Origin of the sequence: Microbulbifer sp. MI-G, assembly GCF_030440425.1 — a bacterium.
Classification (GTDB): domain Bacteria; phylum Pseudomonadota; class Gammaproteobacteria; order Pseudomonadales; family Cellvibrionaceae; genus Microbulbifer; species Microbulbifer spongiae.
The window spans coordinates 2,517,402-2,537,989 of sequence record NZ_CP098023.1; the positions used below are offsets into that span (position 1 = coordinate 2,517,402).

Genomic DNA, 20,588 nt, shown 5'->3' on the forward strand with positions numbered 1-20,588 from the left:
GACAATAGGTCATTGACCAAATACCTGCACTTCAGCCAATGAAAGTGCTTCGTTATCGCTGGCCAACTGGATACGTACATAGCGCCCCACACCCACATTGATTACATATTTAAGTTGTTCAGCGGGGCCAGGGAGAAAAAATTCTCTCACATTACTCTGTTCCTGAGAATCACTAATACTCTCTCCGGCAAAAGGTAAGTCAGATACAAAAACATGAAAGTCCTGCAGGCGCTCACCACAGCAATCAACACGATTCCATATGGCAATATTTTCAATCTTCTTGATCGAGCCAAGATCCAGTGTCCATGAGGGGTAAGCACTGGCACTAGTATGAGTTATACTACCATCACCCCAATGACCACTAATGTTACCATCAATGGCTCTGCTGGCAGAACCACCATGACTGGTATCAGACTGCGTGGCAATACCCTCCACAGCCAAGTTTCTATATCCGGAACTCGCCGCCGAAACCTCGGTTATTGCCCAGCGCTGATTCATACCGCCATGGAACTCCCACATGCCAACAGTGGCTCCTTTGGTGTTACCGAAGCCATCCAGAACCATACTTTCGTTATTGGCATCGCGTATCACATCACCGTCCAGAATCCAGCGATGGTTAACCGAACAGGCGTAAATAGAAGCCCTTAAACCATTAACTGAAGTTCCATCGGCGTGCGTTAAGCAAAGGTCATCATTCATTCGGTTGCGAATCAAGCCAGTATCCCAATCAATTAACCAGTGCTGGTCAAAATGATTGTGTGTACAAGTTTCCAACTGTACCTTGGCGTAGTTCGCAACACCATTATCAACACCGGGAACATCAAGGCATTGACCGCTGCGTTTATCCCGAATTTGTACGTACTGACTATTGGTTGTAGGGGTAGCACGCTCCCACATCTGTAAATACGCTTCCGCCGAGTTGAAGAATGCCTGCATCGTTTGCGGGGAAGCATTTAAACGCATATCTTCCACCAAATCGGCAAGAAGGCCATAATGTGCCAAGCCTTCGTTATTCAAATCAAAACTACGATTTCCCGTTCTCTGGCGATCAAAGGTAACGCGACCGTCATAGGAGGTAAAGGGGTAAATGACCGGATTCATATCAGAAGTTGAACTGCGCCCTGCCTGAGGTGCCAAACCATTGGTATCTGTACCAATACCCACTCCAGCCAGGTAGGGTGTTGTTGCTAGAGCTGCACGAATCGTATCTATATTGCTGATGTTATAATCGCTTGGGCCATTATAAGGGAACATTACACCACCCACGTTTAATACGCGCTGCTGCAATGGGCTCAAAGCGCCGTTTAGTTTTGGATTGGAGTGACTTGAGATCACACCGGAGTAATTACGACGTTCGACAATTTCCATTGTATCGGCGAAAGCACCAGCCGACATATGGTCTATTTCGATAATCATCTCCTTGTCGATCATACGATTAATCAGGTATTTCCCCATGGTCGTTAAGTGTTTACGATTACAGTGTTGGTCTATACTCTGATCATAATTGGGGCTTGCGCCAAATAGATTGATGATATCTTTAATGAATGGAACATTCCCCAGCAATGGAAAACCACTTGGCAGTTTGCGACCGCTGGGCTCGTTAGGCGGACACGCTTCTATATGATAGAGATGGCCTGTTTGTAGCATATTACCAATGTTGATAATTTCATCTGCCCCCTGCATATGTGGGCCACCAAGGTCATTATCAAACTTGTGGATTGGAAACAAGCTGCGAATACCACGGCTATACAGGTACTGTAGTTTTTGATCGATCCAGGCCTCAGTGCAGCCACTGCCTTCATCACAATCCAGCACACTGGATACTTCAACACCCAACACAACAGCAAGTTTGCCACTGGCAATTACCGAGCGAGCTTCAGCAGCACTGGTAACTATACGAAAAAAGCCCTTGCCAATGCCGCCAGCCTGTGCATCAATATAATCCTGCATTTCATACACCCGCCTCAGCTGCAGATCAATACTCAATGAATCATCACAGGCATTGGGGTTAACCCAGGATACCGGGTTTACAACATTTTGAACCTCGCACAACACTTCGTTTTGTACCATATTGGTTACCATCAGCTTCAAACCAGCCAGGTGCACCCGCTCAATCCATTTGTAATAGGCTTGCTGATGCGATTGTGTGTGATGGTTTGGCCAGTAAGGAAAATTTGGCCAACCGGCAGTCATATGCCGGGCAGCCAAGTCACCGCCATCCTGCAGGTTACCGATAATATCCAGGCCACCATTGGGGCCGTGTATGCCACTACCATCATCCAGTGCATTTTGGATACCATAAGGGTGAAAAGGACGACCGTGTAAAAACTTGCCACCCATAAATTCATTGGAATTCAAATGGGTATGCACATCAGCAAAGCCAATCACTGGTGCATTCACATCACCGGTCGGCGGGATCGCCGGATTGATCGACGCATTCAGTTCAGCCTCTGGAAATGGTGTACAATCCTCCTGTTCCACTAATTCAAAAATGTTTTCACTATTGCGATTCCCCAAATTAAACAAATCAAATAGATAAGTTCCACCGTCGCCCTTGTTATACCGCAAGTCCTTCCAGAATTTTGTGGAGAATAACCTGAAATGACCATTTCCAGCCGGTTCTACTGACCACTGTGCCCATTCTGAAGCGGCAGTATTACGCGCTATATCCAGAGGCCCCCTGGTGGTGAGGAAATTTCCGGTTTTATCACGCAACATATACATACCAAGCCTGGTGGGCTTGAAATAAAAATGGGACGCAGCAGTCACATCAATAGCGTCAAAGCGATAATCGCCACCCCCCGGATGCATATAGCGACCAGTTTGAGGGGCTTTAATCGCGTAACAGCCTTGTGCCAAAGTGTAAGAGGTCTCGATCGTATTGGCAGTCGCGAAAACAGACATACCGGATAATATTATCAGGATTGATACCCAGATTTTTTTTAACGTTGATTTCATTATATTTATCCATTATTGTTAAAATTATGGGAAGGTTATTAGACGTTAGTATGATTAAGGTATCAAAAACTAGTGGACAATATAAGTCGGGATTGTCTAACTATAGTCATTTTTATGAGATGCCTCTTTGACAATTCACTTGCTTACTCTAAAAAAGATGCTTTGACAATGACCTTATCTCCGTCTTCGTACAACTTTTCATAGCATATTCAACCTAAAACAGCCCTGTTCGCAGTGGCTCCTGGCGTCGTATAGATGAGCATACTGTGAAGCTGCTCACAGTTGTAGTGCGACCTCACTGTGTTGATGATTTTTCCAGCTTCATTCAAGCTTCGAAATCAGTGATGTTTTCAACACTCCTGACAGAATCCACCATAGGGTTCTCAGTGCCTGCACCCAGGTTTCGGCTTATCCGACTGGATGAAGAAAAACCTGGTATCAAGGGTCTTTTTCTTAAAGAAAATCGAATTGCCGCTAGACTCAATGCCATTGTCGCGAGTACGCTACACACACTAAAAACTTACCGGCCATAAAGCCTTACCTAACATATGACCAAGCAGTACCGAAAATAGCAGCCATCGATGATCGCACTATTTCCTCCTATCCCACGGCTGATCGCCCCATCGGAGCCCCATCTACACACTCGTTTCTGAAATCGGGGAACGGGGAACGGGGAACGGGGAACGGGGAACGGGGAACGGGGAACGGGAGACTAAAGCATTACAATGCCTTTTGATGAAAACTGCTAGAACTTTTCTTCTCTACACCCCACCCTTCAGCCATTGCGCTTTATTGGCTTCCAGGCCCCACATCTGTTGCACCAATTACAGACGATACGTTGGATATACCAAAAACAGATGTTATCCATTTAGTTACTTAATTCGTGGCCGCTAATAATCCTGATGATTTGTTCTTTAGTATAGCATTTTTTCATATTGAGACCCTCCTGGAAACTAAATTTCAAATATAATAGCAGTAAACTTGTCCATGCAACCTGCACCCAATACATCACTTTGGAAGAATTAGCACCGGCAGACTTTGATAGCGTGCTTTATTAAGGAACCACATTTTACCTGATCACGATACAAATGACTGACGCATTAAAAATAGACAACTCCACTAAAGCCTTGCACCTGACAATAAAAACGCTATTGTTTGACTAGAAAAGAAAGTAAATCAAGACTGGATAACAGAATGCTATGGGTAACAAGAAATCACTTTTGGCTTTAATAGCAACACTGACAATAATCACTCAACCCTCTTTAACCTGGGCTGATGACCTACATGAAAGAGAAGCTACCAAGCGATGCCTGAAAACCTGCAAAGAAATTTATTATAATTGTATTGGCGATAACCAGAAAGTACAAAATATCTGCGTTAGCGGTAAAATAGACTGCGATAATATCTGCCGCGATAATAATAAAGAGGATTTTTATGATAATGAGTACGAGTCAGAATATGATGAGCATGGCATATAAAGATATTATTCGATTGTTATGGGATGGTAGAACCATAAGCACAATATTTTTTAGTAGAAGCCTACTATATATATTGTAAATATACCTCCAGCGAATGCGCGCCCTTCCAATTGCAACTCTAATTCTTGGCACTGTTAATAAACGCGCTGAGTAGTGACCTGATTTCACCAAATCGAAGTGAATCGCCCAGAAAAACATCCAAAAATTATCTTGGATATTTCGTGGACTATAAAGTAATTTAGAAATATTTCCGAGACAATAAAAATTGCTTAACACATATTTTTGCATCTTAAAATTTGACCATTTCCAACACCACTTAATATACTATTATTGAATCATTCAAAATTAATTCAGAAAGAAATTTATAGATTAATTATTTTTCAAGAAATCTATTAAGTATAGCATTACATTAAGCCATAATTCTATACACACTAAATCTTAATTATTAGCAAAACAATTACTTTTCATCTGATAAATAACATTCCTGTCAAACACCATATTTTTATCATATAGGACTTCAGAAGCCGATTCTATATCCTGTCTTTCTATCCCCATTATTTTTTAAACTATGAAGCGATCTCTGACACACAATATTAAGTACAACCCAACACTATATGATTTAACGCTGAAAAAATTGTTGCATTTACATCATACGCCAATTACCGGGGACAGAAAATCCTGGAATTTATTCAAACTAAATAACATTCTCTCTTAGAGAAAACCGCATCGCTATCCCAGCTCGACTAGCCATAAAAAGGCCAGGATGAAAATAGGCTTGGGGACAAACTATAAGCCATGAATGATAGTGCAATTACTGTTTTCACTACCGTTTTTAAAATTTACATCTTGAATACACCCTCTTCGCATTCAATTCCCTAGGAAAGCTCACCCCAAAAGAAATGGTATTTTTAGTTATGAATTTTACCTCTTATTATTTTTGTCACTTAAATATTCTCAATGCTTCATTATACAGATAATTTATCGAATAAAATTATTTCAAATTCCGTATTTTTTGGCACACTCCCTGAAAGTACCAAACTCAAATGGTCCCGGTACGAGCACAGCATTACACTGAACGGCCTTTCCTTTAAACCAGTATGGTGTTCCCGCAACTATTTTTGTATCAACCGATGGCTTAAAACGTGGTGCATTAAAAACGCCAATAGATTCCGGAGGAGGATTTATGGGTAATGAATTGAAGAATACATCAGCATCTCCATCTCGTATTGCCTCATAACACTCCTTGATATCAAATTGACGCTTTGTAATGACAGTATTTTCAGGAAAATACTGGTTAGCCGTTTGAGTTGACAGGTTCCCTGTACAGATTCTTACATCTGGGTGAGCCCGCAAGTCATCGATAGATTCAATTGAAAAAGACGATCCAATAGGTATATGAATAAATTGGCCAGCACTAACAATAGTGCACGTTGCTCGACGCCCCTTGAGTCGGCGCAGGTTCTCAGACTCTCCTCCCTTTGCGTTAAACTGGTCTATAAAATCAACTGTGACACCTGGCTGATTGATAAACTCAAGCATTTCATAGGCTTCGCTAAATGCATTTAGATTAGTCCCAAATATTCCATCCTGTAAGGCCGAAGTTGTATTGAACGGAAATGGAATTTCTACAGAGACAACTTCAATAGTCCCCGTTTCGTAATGTTCGGCAATTATCCTTAGGATTTCTTTGAGAATATCATCAAGTATATTCGATCCAAGCATACCATTATTGAACCAATCAGAGGTACTTGCTCCTGCACTTATAAACCAGGGTGCTCCTGCTACATAACCACGACGTATTTCACCTGATGTCAGTATCTTGGCAAATCTACCTCTCGGCCTGTTAGGAAAAGGGGTTACATCAGGATTTGGAAGACAATCAGACTGATTGACTATGTAATCAGATGCATCCACCACCTCTGAAATAGGCTCAGAGAAGTTCTGGATTATTCTTCTGTATTCACCACTATTAACAATTCTGACCCATGCGGCATCAAAGGCATCAACTAATTGATCATAACCAATGCCAATTCTATCTGGGGTGGCGTGAATTTGGCCCATGGGCAAGAGTAATGTTAAGGAACATAATTTTAATAAAATATATTTACTCATCAGCTCACCTTTTACCGATTTAAATTACTGCGCTTTATATACCGTACCACTCCTTTCAATTTTCCTCTTTCCCAAGTAGATACTTCAAGGGTTACAGCTTGATGCGAGAGGTTGACTCAGTTTTTAGACACCCCCGCTTCTCGTAAAAAGCATGGGCGCTAATTAATAAATAAATGGAGATCACTGGCCATGGAGTATCAGTGCTGACCGGCCATATTCGCTGCTATTGAGGCCCCCAATCTGGCAGAAGCGTATCCTGGCAGGCCAGGTCTTTAACCGCTATAAACGCCACCACTCTCATGGCAGGCTATCCTCCATACTATCAACCAATACCTGGGCGTACATACCCGTATCGAATACGGATTTTTTAAATCAACCTCCGATAGAGTGCGAACCCATGGTATAAGCCGGTCTTGAACCTATATATAGATACCCCCGCCATTACCAATTGGATGGCGACAATCTTCAAAGCTATTTTCGAGCAGGCAATTCTCCTGGACAGCACCGAAAATAACCGCAAAGAGCCTCAAGAGATTTTCAAAGAGGAGGGGGGATAACTGTCTCACCCTATGGCAAGCACGCCCTATCCAGCAATCATTTGAAATGCGTTAAACGGAGCCAAAGTGAAAGCCGCAGAGAAGCTCACCACTATTCACGGGATTAGGGCCGAATCATTAGCGGATGCCAAGCGTGCAGTCACATGGTGTTGGTGCGCAGCAACTTAAAAGGACACATCCGTCCATCTCTAACGGGGTACTACATTCGCCTTCGCGAAACTGATACTGTAGCCGGCCCAAGTCTTAGACACCTGTTAGACAGTAGGCAATAAATTGGAAAAAACTTCAACAAAATCAAAGGGTTTTGAACACACCCCGATGATGCAGCAATACTTGCGCATCAAGGCCCAGCACCCCCAGGAGTTAGTGTTCTACCGTATGGGGGATTTCTACGAGCTGTTTTATGACGATGCCAAAAAGGCGGCGGAACTGTTAGACGTGACCCTCACAGCACGGGGAAAATCCGGCGGACAGCCAATACCAATGGCCGGGGTTCCCTATCATGCGGCAGAGGGGTATCTGGCACGCCTGATCAAGGCTGGTATCTCTGTGGCAATCTGCGAACAAATTGGTGACCCGGCCACCAGCAAGGGGCCGGTTGAGCGGCAGGTAGTACGTATCGTCACACCGGGCACGGTAACCGACGAAGCCCTGCTCAATGACCGCTGTGACAACCTGCTTGCCGCTGTCACGCAACAAGGCAGCCAGTTTGGTCTGGCACTCTTGGACTTGGCCACTGGCCGCTTTGTGGTGCAGGAAACTGACACCCTGGAAGCGCTGGCAGAGCAACTACTTCGCCACAACCCGGCAGAACTGTTGGTACCGGAAAATATGTCTCTGCCTGTAGAGATCGAGCACCGTGCCGGGTTGCGTCGCCGCGGGCACTGGGAGTTTGAACTGGAAACCGCCCAACGCCATCTCAACCAACAATTCGGCACACACAACCTTGAGGCATTCGGCTGTAACTTGATGCACGGCGCTATCGCAGCCGCCGGCTGCCTGCTGCAGTATGCCCGGGATACCCAGCGCACTGAACTGCCCCATATCCGCGCCCTGCTGACAGAGAGCAGTGATGAGACTGTAGCCCTGGATGGCGCCAGTCGCCGCAATCTGGAGATTGATCTGAACCTCACTGGTGGCGATAACAATACGCTGCTGTCGGTATTGGACACCTGTAAGACCGCTATGGGCAGTCGCCTGCTGCGCCGCTGGCTGAACAATCCGCTGCGTCAGCTCACCATCCTGCAGAATCGCCAGGATGCGATCGCCACACTGACGGGAAACTATGGCTTTGAACCACTGCGGGAAGCCCTCAAACCCGTTGGGGATATGGAGCGGATTCTCGGTCGCCTGGCACTGCGGTCCGCACGACCGCGGGACCTGGCAAGACTGGGGCAGTCTCTGCAACAGTTCCCGGAAATTCAGCGCCAATTGGAAGAAACCAATACAACCAGGTTACAAGCATTGTGTGGCCAAATTGGTGAATGGCCGGAGACAGTGGATCTGTTGCAGAAAGCCATAGTGGAAAACCCACCGGTTGTAATTCGCGATGGCGGTGTTATCGCCTCAGGCTACGACGCAGCACTGGATGAACTTCGGGCTATCAGTGAAAACGCCGGTGATTACCTGGTTCAACTGGAGCAGCGTGAAAAAGAGCGCACCGGCATTCCCACCCTGAAAGTGGGTTACAACCGGGTGCACGGCTACTTTATCGAGATCAGCCGTGGGCAAAGTGATAAAGCGCCGACAGAGTATATTCGACGCCAAACCCTTAAAAATGCCGAGCGCTTTATCACCCCGGAACTGAAAGCCTTTGAAGACAAGGCACTCTCCGCCAAAAGCCGTGCCCTAGCGCGGGAAAAAGCGCTGTATGAGGGCTTGATCGACAAACTGAATGAGTCTCTGGCCCAGTTGCAGACTGCTGCTGCCGGAGTCTCGGAGCTGGACGTACTGGCCTGCCTGGCGGAACGCGCTGACAACCTGCGCCTCTGTCGTCCGGAGCTGGGTACCGAACCGGGCCTGCAGGTCAGTGGCGGCCGCCACCCGGTGGTAGAACAGGTGCTTGACGAGCCTTTCGTGGCCAATGATATCGAGCTGCACAATGACCGCCGTATGCTGGTCATTACCGGCCCCAATATGGGCGGTAAATCGACCTATATGCGCCAGACCGCCCTGATTGCGCTACTCGCCCACTGCGGCAGCTATGTGCCTGCAGAAAAGGCCAAAATCGGCTTGCTGGACCGCATCTTTACCCGTATCGGCAGCGCTGATGATTTGGCCGGGGGGCGCTCTACCTTTATGGTGGAGATGATCGAGACCGCCAATATCCTGCGCAATGCCACCGAGCACAGCCTGGTGCTGATGGACGAGATCGGCCGGGGCACTAGTACCTACGACGGCCTCTCCCTGGCCTGGGCCTGTGCCCATTACCTGTCGGCAAAGGTGCGCGCTTTTACCCTGTTCGCCACACATTACTTCGAGCTCACCGATCTGCCCAATCATTGCCCACAAGCAGCCAATATCCACCTGGATGCCACCGAGCACGGCGACGGCATTGTCTTTCTGCACCGTATACAGAAAGGCCCGGCTTCCAAAAGTTACGGCCTGCAGGTGGCCAAGCTGGCGGGTATCCCCGGCGGGGTATTGACAGAGGCGCATACACGCCTGGCTGCGCTGGAGGCGGATGTGCAACCTGCCGCCATCTCTATGGCGCCTTCAGCGACCTCACCCACCCCGTCCGCTTCCCCACAGCAGGTGGATCTGTTCAGCAGTCCCAGCCACCCGGCTTTGGATGCCCTGAAGGCGTTGAGCCCGGACGATATGACCCCGCGCCAGGCCCTGGAAGCCCTCTATGCGCTGCGCAACTTATTGAATTAACAGGTAAGACGGCGGGTTTCGCCCTATGCATCCTGTTATAACCTGTGAACGAAATTGACTGAAAAGCCACTACAATTCGCGCCAGTAATTGATAAAATCCCCAGCTGGAAAGATTCAGTAGCACTATTGAGGCACAAACATGACGTTCGTAATTGGGGAAAACTGTATCAAGTGCAAATACACCGACTGTGTAGAGGTTTGCCCGGTAGACTGTTTTTACGAAGGCCCCAACTTCCTGGTCATACACCCGGATGAGTGTATCGACTGTGCCCTATGTGAGCCGGAGTGCCCCGCCAATGCAATTTTCTCGGAGGACGAGGTACCGGACGATCAGCAGGAGTTTATCGAGCTGAATGCAGAACTTGCGGAAATCTGGCCCAATATCACGGAAAAAAAAGACCCACTGCCCGACGCAGAATCATGGGATGGCAAAAAAGGGAAGCTGGATCAGTTGGAACGATAAGAAATAGCAAATGGCCCTGTGACAACGCCAGTGGTTTATAGCCAGGCAAAGTAAATGAAAATAATTACACTTTCACTTCTATTTTTGGGCCGCCATTGGTGGCCTTTGCAAACACCGCTCAACAAAAACAGATTGCCTTGCTCTTTGGCGAAGGGCCTGTACCGGGCGCAACAGAATCGCTGTTAAAGCAGCTGGATTCTCTACAAATCAAGGCAATTTTCTTCCCTTTGGGGCGGAAAATGTAGAAGCATTCCGAGCAGACCCGCGCCATGATCGCCGCTGGCCACCAGTTGGGGAATCACGACTATTCCCATGTCAACCTGTCCAATCTGCCGCTCAGCAGTGCAAAGGAGGAAATAAAAAAACCTGTGCCCTACTCCAGTACCACGGCTACCAAGAGCGACCTGTGATTCTGCCTCTTTTTGGCAACCTTTCCGAAGAATTGCGCAGCCTACTGGCAGAGCAGAAATTCCAAGTGGCGCAATGGGACCTGGAGCCCCGGCGCCACGCCGATATGAGAGCCTCGCCGACTATGTGGTGGGAAACGCCGAAGCTGGCTCTGTGGTTTTATTCCACCCCACACTTGAACACACAGAACAGATGATCGTCGCACTCCCCTTGATCCACTCCCGGCTCGTGCACAGGGGGTTCCGCTTTGTGACCTTGGCACAGATCACCGAAGAGAAAGTGAAGGAACATTTGTAACCAGTCCCCGACCACACTACCAATAAGGGCACTGGGAGCCCGGCAGGGCCGTCACCTGCCGTCACCTGCCGTCAGCTCCCGCAGCCTGATACCTGGAGCTGATACCATGTTGCGCTGGGCGGTAGCTTTTCTGGTGATTGCGTTGATCGCCGCCTTCTTCGGGTTTAGCGGCATCGCCACCACGGCAGCGGAAATCGCCAGGATTCTCTTCTTTATCTTTATTGTGCTGTTTATTCTGGTACTGATCTTCGGACAACCCCGGCCACCGAAATAGCCGCCCTCACCGGGGCTTGACTCGACACTGCGATCAATTGGCAGGTGGCTATTGCGCCTGCCCCGGCTTTTGCCGATGGGGCGTTCTGTTGGGGTCCAACCCCAGCACCTCAGCTGTGTGATTGAAGCCCAGCACCAGTTCCATCACCCCCAGCGCCTCCAGCAGTTCTTCATCCCTGGCTCCCAGTTTGCGTGCCGTGGCAATAAGATGCTTGCGGTGGTCGCTTGGAGCACTATTGGCATTTCGTGCCAGATCAAACAGTGCCTGTTCCTTCTCTGAAAAATGTACATGTTTTGGGTTTGTGCGAATACGCAGGATTTCTGCAGAGACTACACCCAGCATTTGCAGGGAGGTGCTGTGGTGATAAATGCCGTAATCGCAATGGTTGTCCGAAGATAGCGCAAGGCCGATCGCTTCCTTGAGCTGTGCCGACAGGCAGCCGTGCAACATAATCGCCCTGAACTTGTGCCAGTTGGCTTCCAGAAGCCCCCGGTGGTGGGCATAGACCCGAAACAGGCTGGGAACAGCACCCAATTCATCTTCTATTTCCGCAAAGATGCCGCTCACTGTATCGGAACCGGGGTACTGCACCGGAGAGATACTACACATTATTTCACCACCTATGCTTCCAACTTACCCATCCCTGTAAACACAAAACACTACCTGGCGCAGCAAACACTGTATATAATCCCAGCATGCGAAAGATCATTCACTGTGACTGCGATTGTTTCTATGCTTCGGTTGAAATGCGTGACGATCCCAACCTGCGTGGTCGCCCGTTGGCCGTAGGTGGCAGCAGTGACCGCCGCGGGGTGATCTCAACCTGTAACTATGAAGCACGCCATTATGGTGTACGCTCCGCCATGCCCACTGCCCAGGCCAAGAAACTCTGTCCTGATTTGATTGTAGTACCCGGTAATATGGCTAAATATCGTGAGGTCAGCGGTCAGATTCGAGAGATCCTGCAGGATTACAGCGATAGGATTGAGCCCCTGTCCCTAGATGAGGCTTTCCTGGATGTGAGTAGCAGTACCCGCTGTTGCGGCAGCGCCACCCTGATTGCGGGGGAGATCCGCCAACGGGTGCATGACAGCCTCGGTATCACCATTTCCGCCGGCGTGGCTCCCAACAAGTTCCTGGCCAAAATTGCCAGTGACTGGCGCAAACCCGATGGCCTCACAATCATTACCCCCGATGAGGTGGACGGATTTGTGCTGCGCCTGCCAGTGCACAAAATCCACGGCGTGGGCCGCGTTACTGCAGAGAAATTGCACCGACAGGGCATCCGAACCTGTTTTGATCTGAGGCGTTACTCCCCGATTGAATTGAGCAAGGCCTTCGGAAAATTTGGGCGCCGTCTCTATGAGTTGAGCCGGGGAATCGACGAGCGCCCAGTGAGTGGCGACAATACCCGCAAGAGTGTGAGTGTGGAGCACACCTTTAGTGAAGACCTGTGGGCATTTGATGATTGGCTGGAACAATTGGCCTCTCTGTATGTGCGCCTGCTGGAGCGACTGGAAAAGCTCGGTTCCCGCTATGAGATTAATAGCGCCATCGTCAAGGTGAAATATTCGGACTTCTCTTTGAGCACACACGAGCGCAGCAGCCGTGCAGGACGGATTTCTGAGTTCCGGCAACTGTTGCAGGAGTGCCGGGAGAAGCGCCCGGCCCCGATCCGTCTGCTGGGCATTGGAGTAAAGCTCACGGATCTGCGGGCCGGACAGGGGCCACAACAATTGCCTTTGCCCCTGCCGGCATTAAAATACATTTGATGCCGAATGCTTCAATAAAATAACCACCTCTTCTGCAACTATCAACTTATGGCGCACACCGATACCCGGAAGTTCACCGGGACATTCGGAGCCATCTATACTTGCTGGGCTCTCGGATATACAAACCTCAGTTACGCTTAACCCGGCCGACTAGTGAGCCGAAAAATAAATACCACGCTTAGCCGTACTATAATTTTCTTTACTATTGCCGCTTTCCTTCAGAGTCCTCGGGGAGTTGCCCGGGCCTGAATTGTCCGCGTACGGAGGCGCGACACATTGTCCCGCAAGGCATTCCGACACCTCTCTGACGAGGCGCTTCTCAAGCATTACAGGGAGACGCGAAAGCCCGCCATTTTCCATTTGTTGTACGCGCGTCACAAGGATGCACTCTACCGCTATTGCGTACAATTGGCACCGGCTTCTACTGAGCAATTGCTGGGAGACCTTTGGCAGGACATTCTGGAAAGACCTCCACAACTTGACCGTCAGCTTCTGCGAAACTGGCTGTTTATCCAGGTGAATATATTACTGAGCAAACAGGCCAACAGAAGCTGTGAAGCGCAAACCTACAACAGAAACCATCAGGGTACTGTGCTCAGCACCATACAGAAACTGCCCGCGAAGCAGCGCAATGTGTTGCTGCTGTATGTGGAATGCAGACTGTCTTTGGCAACCATCGCAGATATAGAACGCATTTCCCTGAAAACCTGTCGCGAGTTGTACCACAGTGCCCGGGAAGCGGTCGAAACACAAATCTACGGCACGCACCGAAAGCCCTGGCAAATGCAGACCATTGAAGAGTGATCGAGGGAACAGTATGAGTAACTGGGAGCGTCAATATCACGAAGAGGTATCCGCATTAGCCTCTCCGCAACAGCTCGATGTCCAGATTCTACAGCAGGCGAAACATTACCAGCACAAAAAGGATATCGGCCGTTTGCTTTCAAAAGTTTCTCTCAGCGGCACCGTCACTGCGGCGCTCCTGTTGCTGGTGCACCCGGCTCAACTCCTGGGAGCCTTGGCACCGGGCCGAATACCAGAGGGTGAAGTACAAATATCCAATCCCACAAAACCACAGTGGCAAGCACCCATCTTGCCCACAATCCCGAAGGAAGACCCCTGGGTATCCTTGCACAGCCAGGTTGCCGCTGGAAACTATATTGCTCTTTGTAGCGAGTGGCGCAAACGACGCAAAGCTTCCGCAGACGCCCCATTGCCGCGGGAATTACGCAGAAGAGCACAAAAACACTGCCGCATACTGCCAAAACCTTAGCTCAGAATCCCGGGCACAATCGGTATTCTGTTTGAGTGAGCTAAAGCATAAGGAAGAATTGCTGAAGACTTAACTCTCTATTGGATTACTCAGTAACCGCAACTCAAAAAGCCGATAAACCGCCGTCCACCGCCAATGCCTGCCCGGAAACATAAGTCATCTTGGGCGAAAGTAATAACAACATGGCCGCAACCACTTCCTCTGCTTCTCCCAGGCGTTTCATCGGGCAACCCCCGGCCAGAAATGCCTGCATTGCTTCCGGGTCCGCTTTGGGGGCTTCCATCCTGGCCAACATGGGGGTCTGGCAATAAAAAGGGCAAATGGCATTGACACGAATCCCATACCTGGCATTTTCCAGAGCCGCTGTCTTGGTCAAGCCGATCACACCGTGTTTGGCCGCCGCATAAGCGGCAATTTTGGGTGCACCACCTAAACCAGCCATGGAAGCCACATTGAGCACGGTACCGCCACGCTCCCTCATCAATGGCAACTGTTGCTTGAGACCAAAGAATACCCCTTTCAGATTGACATTGTACTGCAGGTCCATCGTCGCTTCGTTCGTGTCCTCTAAGGCCATCATGGGAGGCGCAATACCGGCGTTGTTAACCGCAATATCCAGCCGACCATACTCAGACTGGGACAACTCGGCCAAAGAAAGACCATCTGCCTCAACGGCAACATCGCAGCCCTGGGCACACACTGCAATACCGCTGCTGGCCAATGTATCCGCAAAGGTCACCAGTTCCGCTGTATTGATATCTCCCAGTACCAGTCTGGCACCGCGAACACCCAGCTCCCGAGCCAAAAGCCTGCCAAAGCCGCTGGCAGCGCCGGTAACCAGGGCGACCTGCCCGCTGAAATCCAGTATGGGGTCCCGCATAGTTAACTCCTTTCACAGGTGCTCTACAAATTATTAAATTCAATAGGTTAAAACTTGTTTGGTACAAGCAGGATCAAGATAAACTGTTCTACAAGAAATCATTTCTTCATGTTCTGAATCACCCCGGGTTTCTCGGAGGCTAACTTTCTTGAGAGAATTAGCCAATGAGCAAACGACCTGGATACTCCCCCGAAGTACGGGAACGCGCAGTTCGCATGGTGTTGACCGGCGAGCACGAGCACCAATCACGCTGGGCAGCGATCACATCTATCGCTTCCAAGATCGGCTGCACACCCGAGACCCTACGATCATGGGTCAACAAGATGGAAGTCGACAATGGTACTAAACCCGGCACCACCAGCAGCGACGCAGCCCGCCTCAAAGAGCTGGAGCGCGAAGTCCGTGAGCTGAAGCGCGCTAACGAGATCTTGCGCAAGGCTGCCGCTTTTTTCGCCCAGGCGGAGCTCGACCGCAAACCGAAGTAATGGTGGCATTCATTGACCAGGAACGTGAGGCGCACGGTGTCGAGTCAATCTGTGAGGTTCTGCCGATTGCACCGTCGACCTTTTACCGCTGCAAGCATCTACAGGCCAATCCAGAGCAACGCTGTGCGCGCGCTCAACGTGACGATGAGCTGAAGCCTGAGATCCAGCGGATCTACGAAGAAAACCACCGCGTCTATGGTGCACGCAAGGTCTGGAAGCAGCTTAACCGTGAAGACGTAAAGGTCGCCCGCTGCACAGTTGAACGGCTGATGAAGGTACTGCAATTGGAAGGTGTTCGAAGAGGCAAACGTTGCGTTACGACTATCCCGGATGAGCTGGTCGATAAGCCGCTGGATCTGGTGAATCGCGAGTTTACGGCAGAGCGCCCCAACCAGCTTTGGGTGGCCGACATAACCTATGTCGCAACTTGGTCTGGTTTTGTTTATGTCGCATTCGTTGTCGACGTATTCTCCCGCCACATTGTTGGCTGGCGCGTATTAAAGAGCCTTCAAACCGACATTGTGCTTGATGCTCTGGAGCAGGCACTCTGGGCGCGAGGTAAGCCCCGTGGCGTTACCCATCACAGTGATCGAGGTAGTCAGTACCTGTCAATTCGATATACCGAGCGGCTTAGTGAGGCGGGTTTTCAGGCGTCAGTCGGCAGTGTCGGCGACTCCTACGACAACGCACTGGCAGAAACCATCAACGGTTTATTCAAGGCGGAGGTCATCCACAGGGCAGGTCCCTGGAAAGGGCTGGATGAGGTTGAACATGCAACCTTGACCTGGGTCGACTGGTTTAACCATCGCCGCATTCTTGGGCCAATTGGCGATATGCCTCCAGCTGAATACGAAAACCTGTATTATCAACAAACCGAGTCTGCCCAAGCGGCATGACTCAAATCAAATTGCCTCCGACAAACTCGGGGTGATTCAAACTGCCCACAGCCTGTCTTGCCATGTTGAAAAATCTAGCCACTGCGCCACTTCTTCATGCAGTCTTCCACTGTCATCTGCACCCACTTGGCAGGCACTAGGTACCAGTACAGTCTTAAAAACACCTCAACATTGGCAATCTTTTCTAACTATCTCTGAAAGAAACTCACTGTACATTATTACAACAGTTGTTGCTCTGGGGTTTGAGTATAGAACCAATCAGTCAACCTGTGTTTCTGTCATGTCAATGATGATATTGATTGGCGCCCTTTGTTACCCGTTGCCTATACTGGAACAAGCGACGTACTTTTTCCGGGACCGGTCGATGCGGTACAAAACTGTTGAGGAAGTGATTCAAGAAGGAAGGGATTTTCACGCCAAATTGGCATTACAATACGAAGAGTACGAGCAGTTGGCCACCAATAAACGGGTTGAATTATTATTGGATCAACTCAGGCGACGGGAAGATTCTATGAAGCATTCGCTGGAAAATTTTCATGCGGATTTACCACCCGGCGCTCTGCATACCTGGGTACAGTTTGCCCCGGAAGGGCGGGAAAAGGAATTTTTGCAGCGGCTGCGCTGCATAGATATTGATAGCCTTGATGATATTGCCAAATTTGCCCTGGATATAGAAATCTACCTAGCAGACCAGTATCGGGATTTGTCTCAGGGCGCAGAAACCCCCTCTGCAAGGGAAGCCTTTGAACGCCTGCGCCAGTTGGAAGAACTTGAAGAGCACACTCTATCAATGAACCTGTTCAATCTGCGCGACTACTGAGTCAATCCACGTCCAACTTCCTTTCAACTGGGACGAAAGCTATCTAACAAAGACGCAGCCTGTAGACACAGAAACCATTTTCTTGACACATCAGCTGCACATCTGAATAGTAGCGCAAGCCTTTTTCCACTAAAGAGATAAACGCATTCACCACAAAAAGCGTTGTTCCGGTTGATTTCAAAAGCCGGGCGCTGTTCTGTAAGAAACGATTAGTCAGCCCTGCCTCCACTTGGAACCCCTGGTGGAATGGGGGGTTACACAGCACCAGATCAGCGATGCCACAATCAAGTTCGGCACCGGCATCAGAGGGTGTGACGACACCGGTCAAACCCCGTGTGCGGAAATTCTGTTTACAAGCGAGCAAAGCGGCAGCATTATTGTCAGTTGCGGTAAAATGGAAGTTACCCCGTGATGCCAATTGAATACTGAGATAACCATACCCACAACCCAGGTCCACAATGCGGGCGCCCTCCCTAGGCAGTTCTGTGGTGAATTGCCGGGCGAGTAACGCACTGCCTTTATCAATCTTGTTCCAGCCAAACAGTCCCGGTTTGCTGTACAGACCGCCAAGCTCAGGCAGGCTGCGCAACCGGGAGTAGTCCAGCTCTCCGATCAATTTCCCGCCATTCGCATGAATAATACGATTGATACTGGAATAGTCATTGCCGTGCTTCTGCAATTGTTTGGCGGTACCAAGGCGCTCAGCTGCTTTTGCCGCGTAGCTTTTAATACCACTTTGTTTTTCTCCCAGCAGTACCAGCTCACCACCCTCACCAAGAAACCGCGGGGCCTGATTGATGATGTGGTGAACAACCGCCTTTTCCTTGGATACCTGATAAACAATGCGGCGATAGCTGCGGCTCAATTCCTCGAAGTGAAAGTCGTTAAAAAAGCTGCGTGCGGCTATACCCTCCGCCAATCCAGCAATATCCCAGCGGTTGGTGAGTAAATCACCATTGAAATGAAATCCCGGCTGCAGGAGAGGCTTACTGTTTTCATCGGCGATCCACAAAGTTTCCCTTGGGGCCTTGAGCAGCTCCTGGAGTAGAAGGGCTGACATGCTAATTACTTTACCGAAGCGATTTCATCTGGGGTAAGAAAGCGGTATTCACCTTCCCCGAGCGTTTCATCCAGGGAGATATCGCCAATTTTTTCCCGATGCAGTGCCAAGACTTTGTTACCCAGGGCCGCAAACATTCGCTTAACCTGATGGTAGCGACCTTCACCGATAGTAACACGGGCTTCATTGGCAAGGAGTATCTGAAGCTTGGCAGGCCTAGTTCTCCTCCTTTCGCTATTCAGCCAAATGCCCTTGGCAAACTTTGCCACCGCCATCGCCTCAATCTTGTCTGCCAACTGGGCGTGATAGGTCTTTGCACAGTGATGGTTAGGTGAGGTCACCTTGTGAGACCACTGGCCATCATCGGTCAGTAGTACCAGTCCGGTGGTATCGATATCCAGGCGCCCGGCGATATGCAGCCTGCCTGTGTTTGGCTCCTCAATTAAATCGAGCACCGTTGGATGTTTGGGATCTTTTGTGGCGCTTACATAACCCATAGGTTTGTTCAGCATAATATAGCGAGGTCCCGGCTTCAGTAAAGGCACGCCATCCAGGCACAAAGAATCGCTTGCCTGCACCTTGACCGTTGGGTCAGTCACCACTTGATCATTCACGCTAATCCGCTGTGCCTTAGCCGCGCGCTTGGCATCGGAGCGGGAGAGACCGGTTACCTGGCTAACTGCCTTGTCCAATCGAATCGGGCTAGCCAATCTTGCGTTCACCAGAGTCAACGGTCTGATAAATAAGAGTATTAATAGTCATAGGACCAACACCACCTGGAACCGGAGTATAAGCGGCTACGCGCTGGGTGAGCGGCCCCAGCTCAATATCACCCACACCACCCGGGTGATAACCGGCATCCACCACAACCGCACCATTCTTGATCCATTCCGCCTTGATGAACTCCGGCTTGCCCACAGCCCCTACCACGATATCTGCACGAAGGATATGCCCGGGCAGATTATGGGTACGGGAATGGCAGATAGTGACTGTAGCATTGGCATTAAGCAGCATAGCCGCCATGGGCTTGCCCAGGATAGGGCTGCGACCGACAACCACAGCATCCTTGCCTTCCAGCGCAATATCGTAGGCCTCCAGCAGGCGCATAATGCCTTTGGGTGTCGCACAGCCATAGGCTTTCTCACCCATCGCCATACGCCCGAAACCCAGGCAGGTCACACCGTCCACATCCTTTTCCAGGCTGATAGCGTCGAAGCAAGCGCGCTCTTCAATCTGCGCCGGCACCGGGTGCTGCAACAGAATGCCATGGACGTTGGGGTTGCTATTGAGTTCTTCGATCTTGGTAAGCAGTTGCTCAGTAGTAGTAGAGGAAGGCAACTCAACCTGCATGGAACCCATGCCAATGCGATGGCAGGCATTGCCCTTCATCTTCACGTAAGTGGCGGAGGCGGGGTCATTGCCAACCAGGATGGTCGCCAGGATAGGCGTTTGGCCACCACTTTTTTCCTTAAGTGCGGCTACTCGAACTGAGAGTGCCTCCTCAGTTTTCTGTGCCAGAGCCTTGCCGTCCAGAATCAGTGCAGACATAGATGCTATCTCAATCATTAACAGGTCATGTGCTATAGACCGGAATCTGCCTCAAAGCCCTCTTACTAGAGGGGACTGACAAAGCGGATTTCAGAGCGGATTGACAAGCTGCCCGGTCAAAATCGCATAATCTGCTATTTTCGCATAGGTTGAAAATAATTTCGTCACTTCCGGGCTTTGATGAGCAATAGAATAAACCTCTTAAAAAATAATAGTTTAGAGGCGTTGACTCCTGAGGAGGTGGGCAGTACTATGCGCGCACTTCGCCGGCAACTCAGTCTGCAAAGCCTCTGTGCAGAGGGTAATATAGATTGAATAGATGCGAAGAGTTGGTATGCGGGGCATAGCGCAGTCTGGTAGCGCGCCTGCTTTGGGAGCAGGATGTCGGGGGTTCGAATCCCTCTGCCCCGACCAATCAGCCGGTTTTACC

The 20,588-nt window shown here is 49.6% G+C and carries 18 protein-coding genes, 1 tRNA gene and 1 other annotated feature; of the genes, 12 read left to right on the top strand and 7 right to left on the bottom strand.

Features of this window, described 5'->3' with window-relative positions; genetic code table 11:
- Nucleotides 1-9: 9 nt before the first annotated feature.
- Nucleotides 10-2,958 (bottom strand): ricin-type beta-trefoil lectin domain protein, encoded by a 2,949-nt coding sequence (locus M8T91_RS10585; protein ID WP_301414128.1) that lies wholly within the window; start codon nt 2,956-2,958, stop codon nt 10-12.
- Nucleotides 2,959-4,157: 1,199 nt separating this feature from the next.
- Here M8T91_RS10585 and M8T91_RS10590 point away from each other — a divergent pair.
- Nucleotides 4,158-4,436, top strand: a complete 279-nt coding sequence (locus M8T91_RS10590; protein ID WP_301414129.1) for a hypothetical protein — start codon at nt 4,158-4,160, stop codon at nt 4,434-4,436.
- A 996-nt stretch (nt 4,437-5,432) separates the two neighbouring features.
- On the opposite strand, the gene M8T91_RS10595 is transcribed toward M8T91_RS10590, so the two are convergent.
- Entirely contained in the window at nt 5,433-6,548 is a 1,116-nt protein-coding gene (locus tag M8T91_RS10595; RefSeq protein WP_301414130.1) for a hypothetical protein, read from the bottom strand.
- An 875-nt stretch (nt 6,549-7,423) separates the two neighbouring features.
- Between M8T91_RS10595 and mutS the strand changes: the two genes are divergently transcribed.
- The 5 genes from mutS to M8T91_RS10620 all read left to right on the top strand — a co-directional run bounded on the left by mutS (nt 7,424) and on the right by M8T91_RS10620 (nt 11,424).
- Complete coding sequence (gene mutS, locus M8T91_RS10600) at nt 7,424-9,982, top strand: DNA mismatch repair protein MutS (protein WP_301414131.1); 2,559 nt, start codon at nt 7,424-7,426, stop codon at nt 9,980-9,982.
- A gap of 139 nt (nt 9,983-10,121) precedes the next feature.
- Nucleotides 10,122-10,445, top strand: coding sequence for a ferredoxin FdxA (gene fdxA / locus M8T91_RS10605; RefSeq protein ID WP_301414132.1), 324 nt, complete (start codon nt 10,122-10,124; stop codon nt 10,443-10,445).
- 269 nt (nt 10,446-10,714) lie between these two features.
- Nucleotides 10,715-10,855: a hypothetical protein gene (locus M8T91_RS10610; protein ID WP_301414133.1), complete on the top strand. Its 141-nt coding sequence runs from the start codon at nt 10,715-10,717 to the stop codon at nt 10,853-10,855.
- 73 nt (nt 10,856-10,928) lie between these two features.
- Nucleotides 10,929-11,150: a polysaccharide deacetylase family protein gene (locus M8T91_RS10615; protein ID WP_301414134.1), complete on the top strand. Its 222-nt coding sequence runs from the start codon at nt 10,929-10,931 to the stop codon at nt 11,148-11,150.
- Between the two features lie 106 nt (nt 11,151-11,256).
- Nucleotides 11,257-11,424, top strand: a complete 168-nt coding sequence (locus M8T91_RS10620) for a DUF1328 domain-containing protein (protein ID WP_301414135.1) — start codon at nt 11,257-11,259, stop codon at nt 11,422-11,424.
- 48 nt (nt 11,425-11,472) lie between these two features.
- Here M8T91_RS10620 and M8T91_RS10625 read toward each other — a convergent pair whose 3' ends face one another.
- The gene (locus tag M8T91_RS10625) at nt 11,473-12,033 is read right to left on the bottom strand and encodes a carboxymuconolactone decarboxylase family protein (protein ID WP_301414136.1); all 561 of its coding nucleotides are present in this window, start codon (nt 12,031-12,033) and stop codon (nt 11,473-11,475) included.
- A gap of 86 nt (nt 12,034-12,119) precedes the next feature.
- On the opposite strand from M8T91_RS10625, the gene dinB reads away from it, so the two are divergent.
- From dinB to M8T91_RS10640, 3 genes are all read left to right on the top strand, one after another.
- Nucleotides 12,120-13,196 carry a DNA polymerase IV gene (gene dinB, locus M8T91_RS10630; RefSeq protein WP_301414137.1) on the top strand — a complete coding sequence of 359 codons (1,077 nt, stop codon included), beginning with the start codon at nt 12,120-12,122 and terminating at the stop codon, nt 13,194-13,196.
- A gap of 276 nt (nt 13,197-13,472) precedes the next feature.
- The gene (locus tag M8T91_RS10635) at nt 13,473-14,000 is read left to right on the top strand and encodes an RNA polymerase sigma factor (protein ID WP_301414138.1); all 528 of its coding nucleotides are present in this window, start codon (nt 13,473-13,475) and stop codon (nt 13,998-14,000) included.
- 13 nt (nt 14,001-14,013) lie between these two features.
- Nucleotides 14,014-14,469, top strand: a complete 456-nt coding sequence (locus M8T91_RS10640) for a hypothetical protein (RefSeq protein ID WP_301414140.1) — start codon at nt 14,014-14,016, stop codon at nt 14,467-14,469.
- 103 nt (nt 14,470-14,572) lie between these two features.
- Here M8T91_RS10640 and M8T91_RS10645 read toward each other — a convergent pair whose 3' ends face one another.
- Nucleotides 14,573-15,349, bottom strand: a complete 777-nt coding sequence (locus M8T91_RS10645; protein ID WP_301414141.1) for an SDR family NAD(P)-dependent oxidoreductase — start codon at nt 15,347-15,349, stop codon at nt 14,573-14,575.
- A 164-nt stretch (nt 15,350-15,513) separates the two neighbouring features.
- On the opposite strand from M8T91_RS10645, the gene M8T91_RS10650 reads away from it, so the two are divergent.
- Together M8T91_RS10650 and M8T91_RS10655 are read left to right on the top strand one after the other, a co-directional pair.
- Nucleotides 15,514-16,730, top strand: a protein-coding gene (locus M8T91_RS10650; protein WP_301413860.1) for an IS3 family transposase whose coding sequence is annotated in 2 segments (ribosomal slippage) — nt 15,514-15,802 and nt 15,802-16,730 — 1,218 coding nt in all. Because the reading frame shifts where the segments join, the coding sequence is not laid out codon by codon here.
- Nucleotides 15,792-15,908: a sequence feature (AL1L pseudoknot), on the top strand. It overlaps the preceding gene by 117 nt.
- 364 nt (nt 16,731-17,094) lie before the next feature.
- Entirely contained in the window at nt 17,095-17,550 is a 456-nt protein-coding gene (locus M8T91_RS10655; protein WP_301414142.1) for a hypothetical protein, read from the top strand.
- A 43-nt stretch (nt 17,551-17,593) separates the two neighbouring features.
- On the opposite strand, the gene M8T91_RS10660 is transcribed toward M8T91_RS10655, so the two are convergent.
- From M8T91_RS10660 to folD, 3 genes are read right to left on the bottom strand one after another with little or no spacing between them, the layout of a single operon-like run.
- Complete coding sequence (locus tag M8T91_RS10660) at nt 17,594-18,610, bottom strand: class I SAM-dependent methyltransferase (RefSeq protein WP_301414143.1); 1,017 nt, start codon at nt 18,608-18,610, stop codon at nt 17,594-17,596.
- Nucleotides 18,611-18,615: 5 nt separating this feature from the next.
- Nucleotides 18,616-19,320 (bottom strand): 16S rRNA pseudouridine(516) synthase RsuA, encoded by a 705-nt coding sequence (rsuA, locus tag M8T91_RS10665; protein WP_301414144.1) that lies wholly within the window; start codon nt 19,318-19,320, stop codon nt 18,616-18,618.
- Nucleotides 19,313-20,158 carry a bifunctional methylenetetrahydrofolate dehydrogenase/methenyltetrahydrofolate cyclohydrolase FolD gene (folD, locus tag M8T91_RS10670; protein ID WP_301414145.1) on the bottom strand — a complete coding sequence of 282 codons (846 nt, stop codon included), beginning with the start codon at nt 20,156-20,158 and terminating at the stop codon, nt 19,313-19,315. The genes rsuA and folD overlap by 8 nt, the downstream gene beginning before the upstream one ends.
- A 337-nt stretch (nt 20,159-20,495) precedes the next feature.
- Here folD and M8T91_RS10675 point away from each other — a divergent pair.
- A tRNA-Pro gene (locus M8T91_RS10675) sits at nt 20,496-20,572 on the top strand.
- The last annotated feature ends 16 nt before the right edge of the window (nt 20,573-20,588 follow it).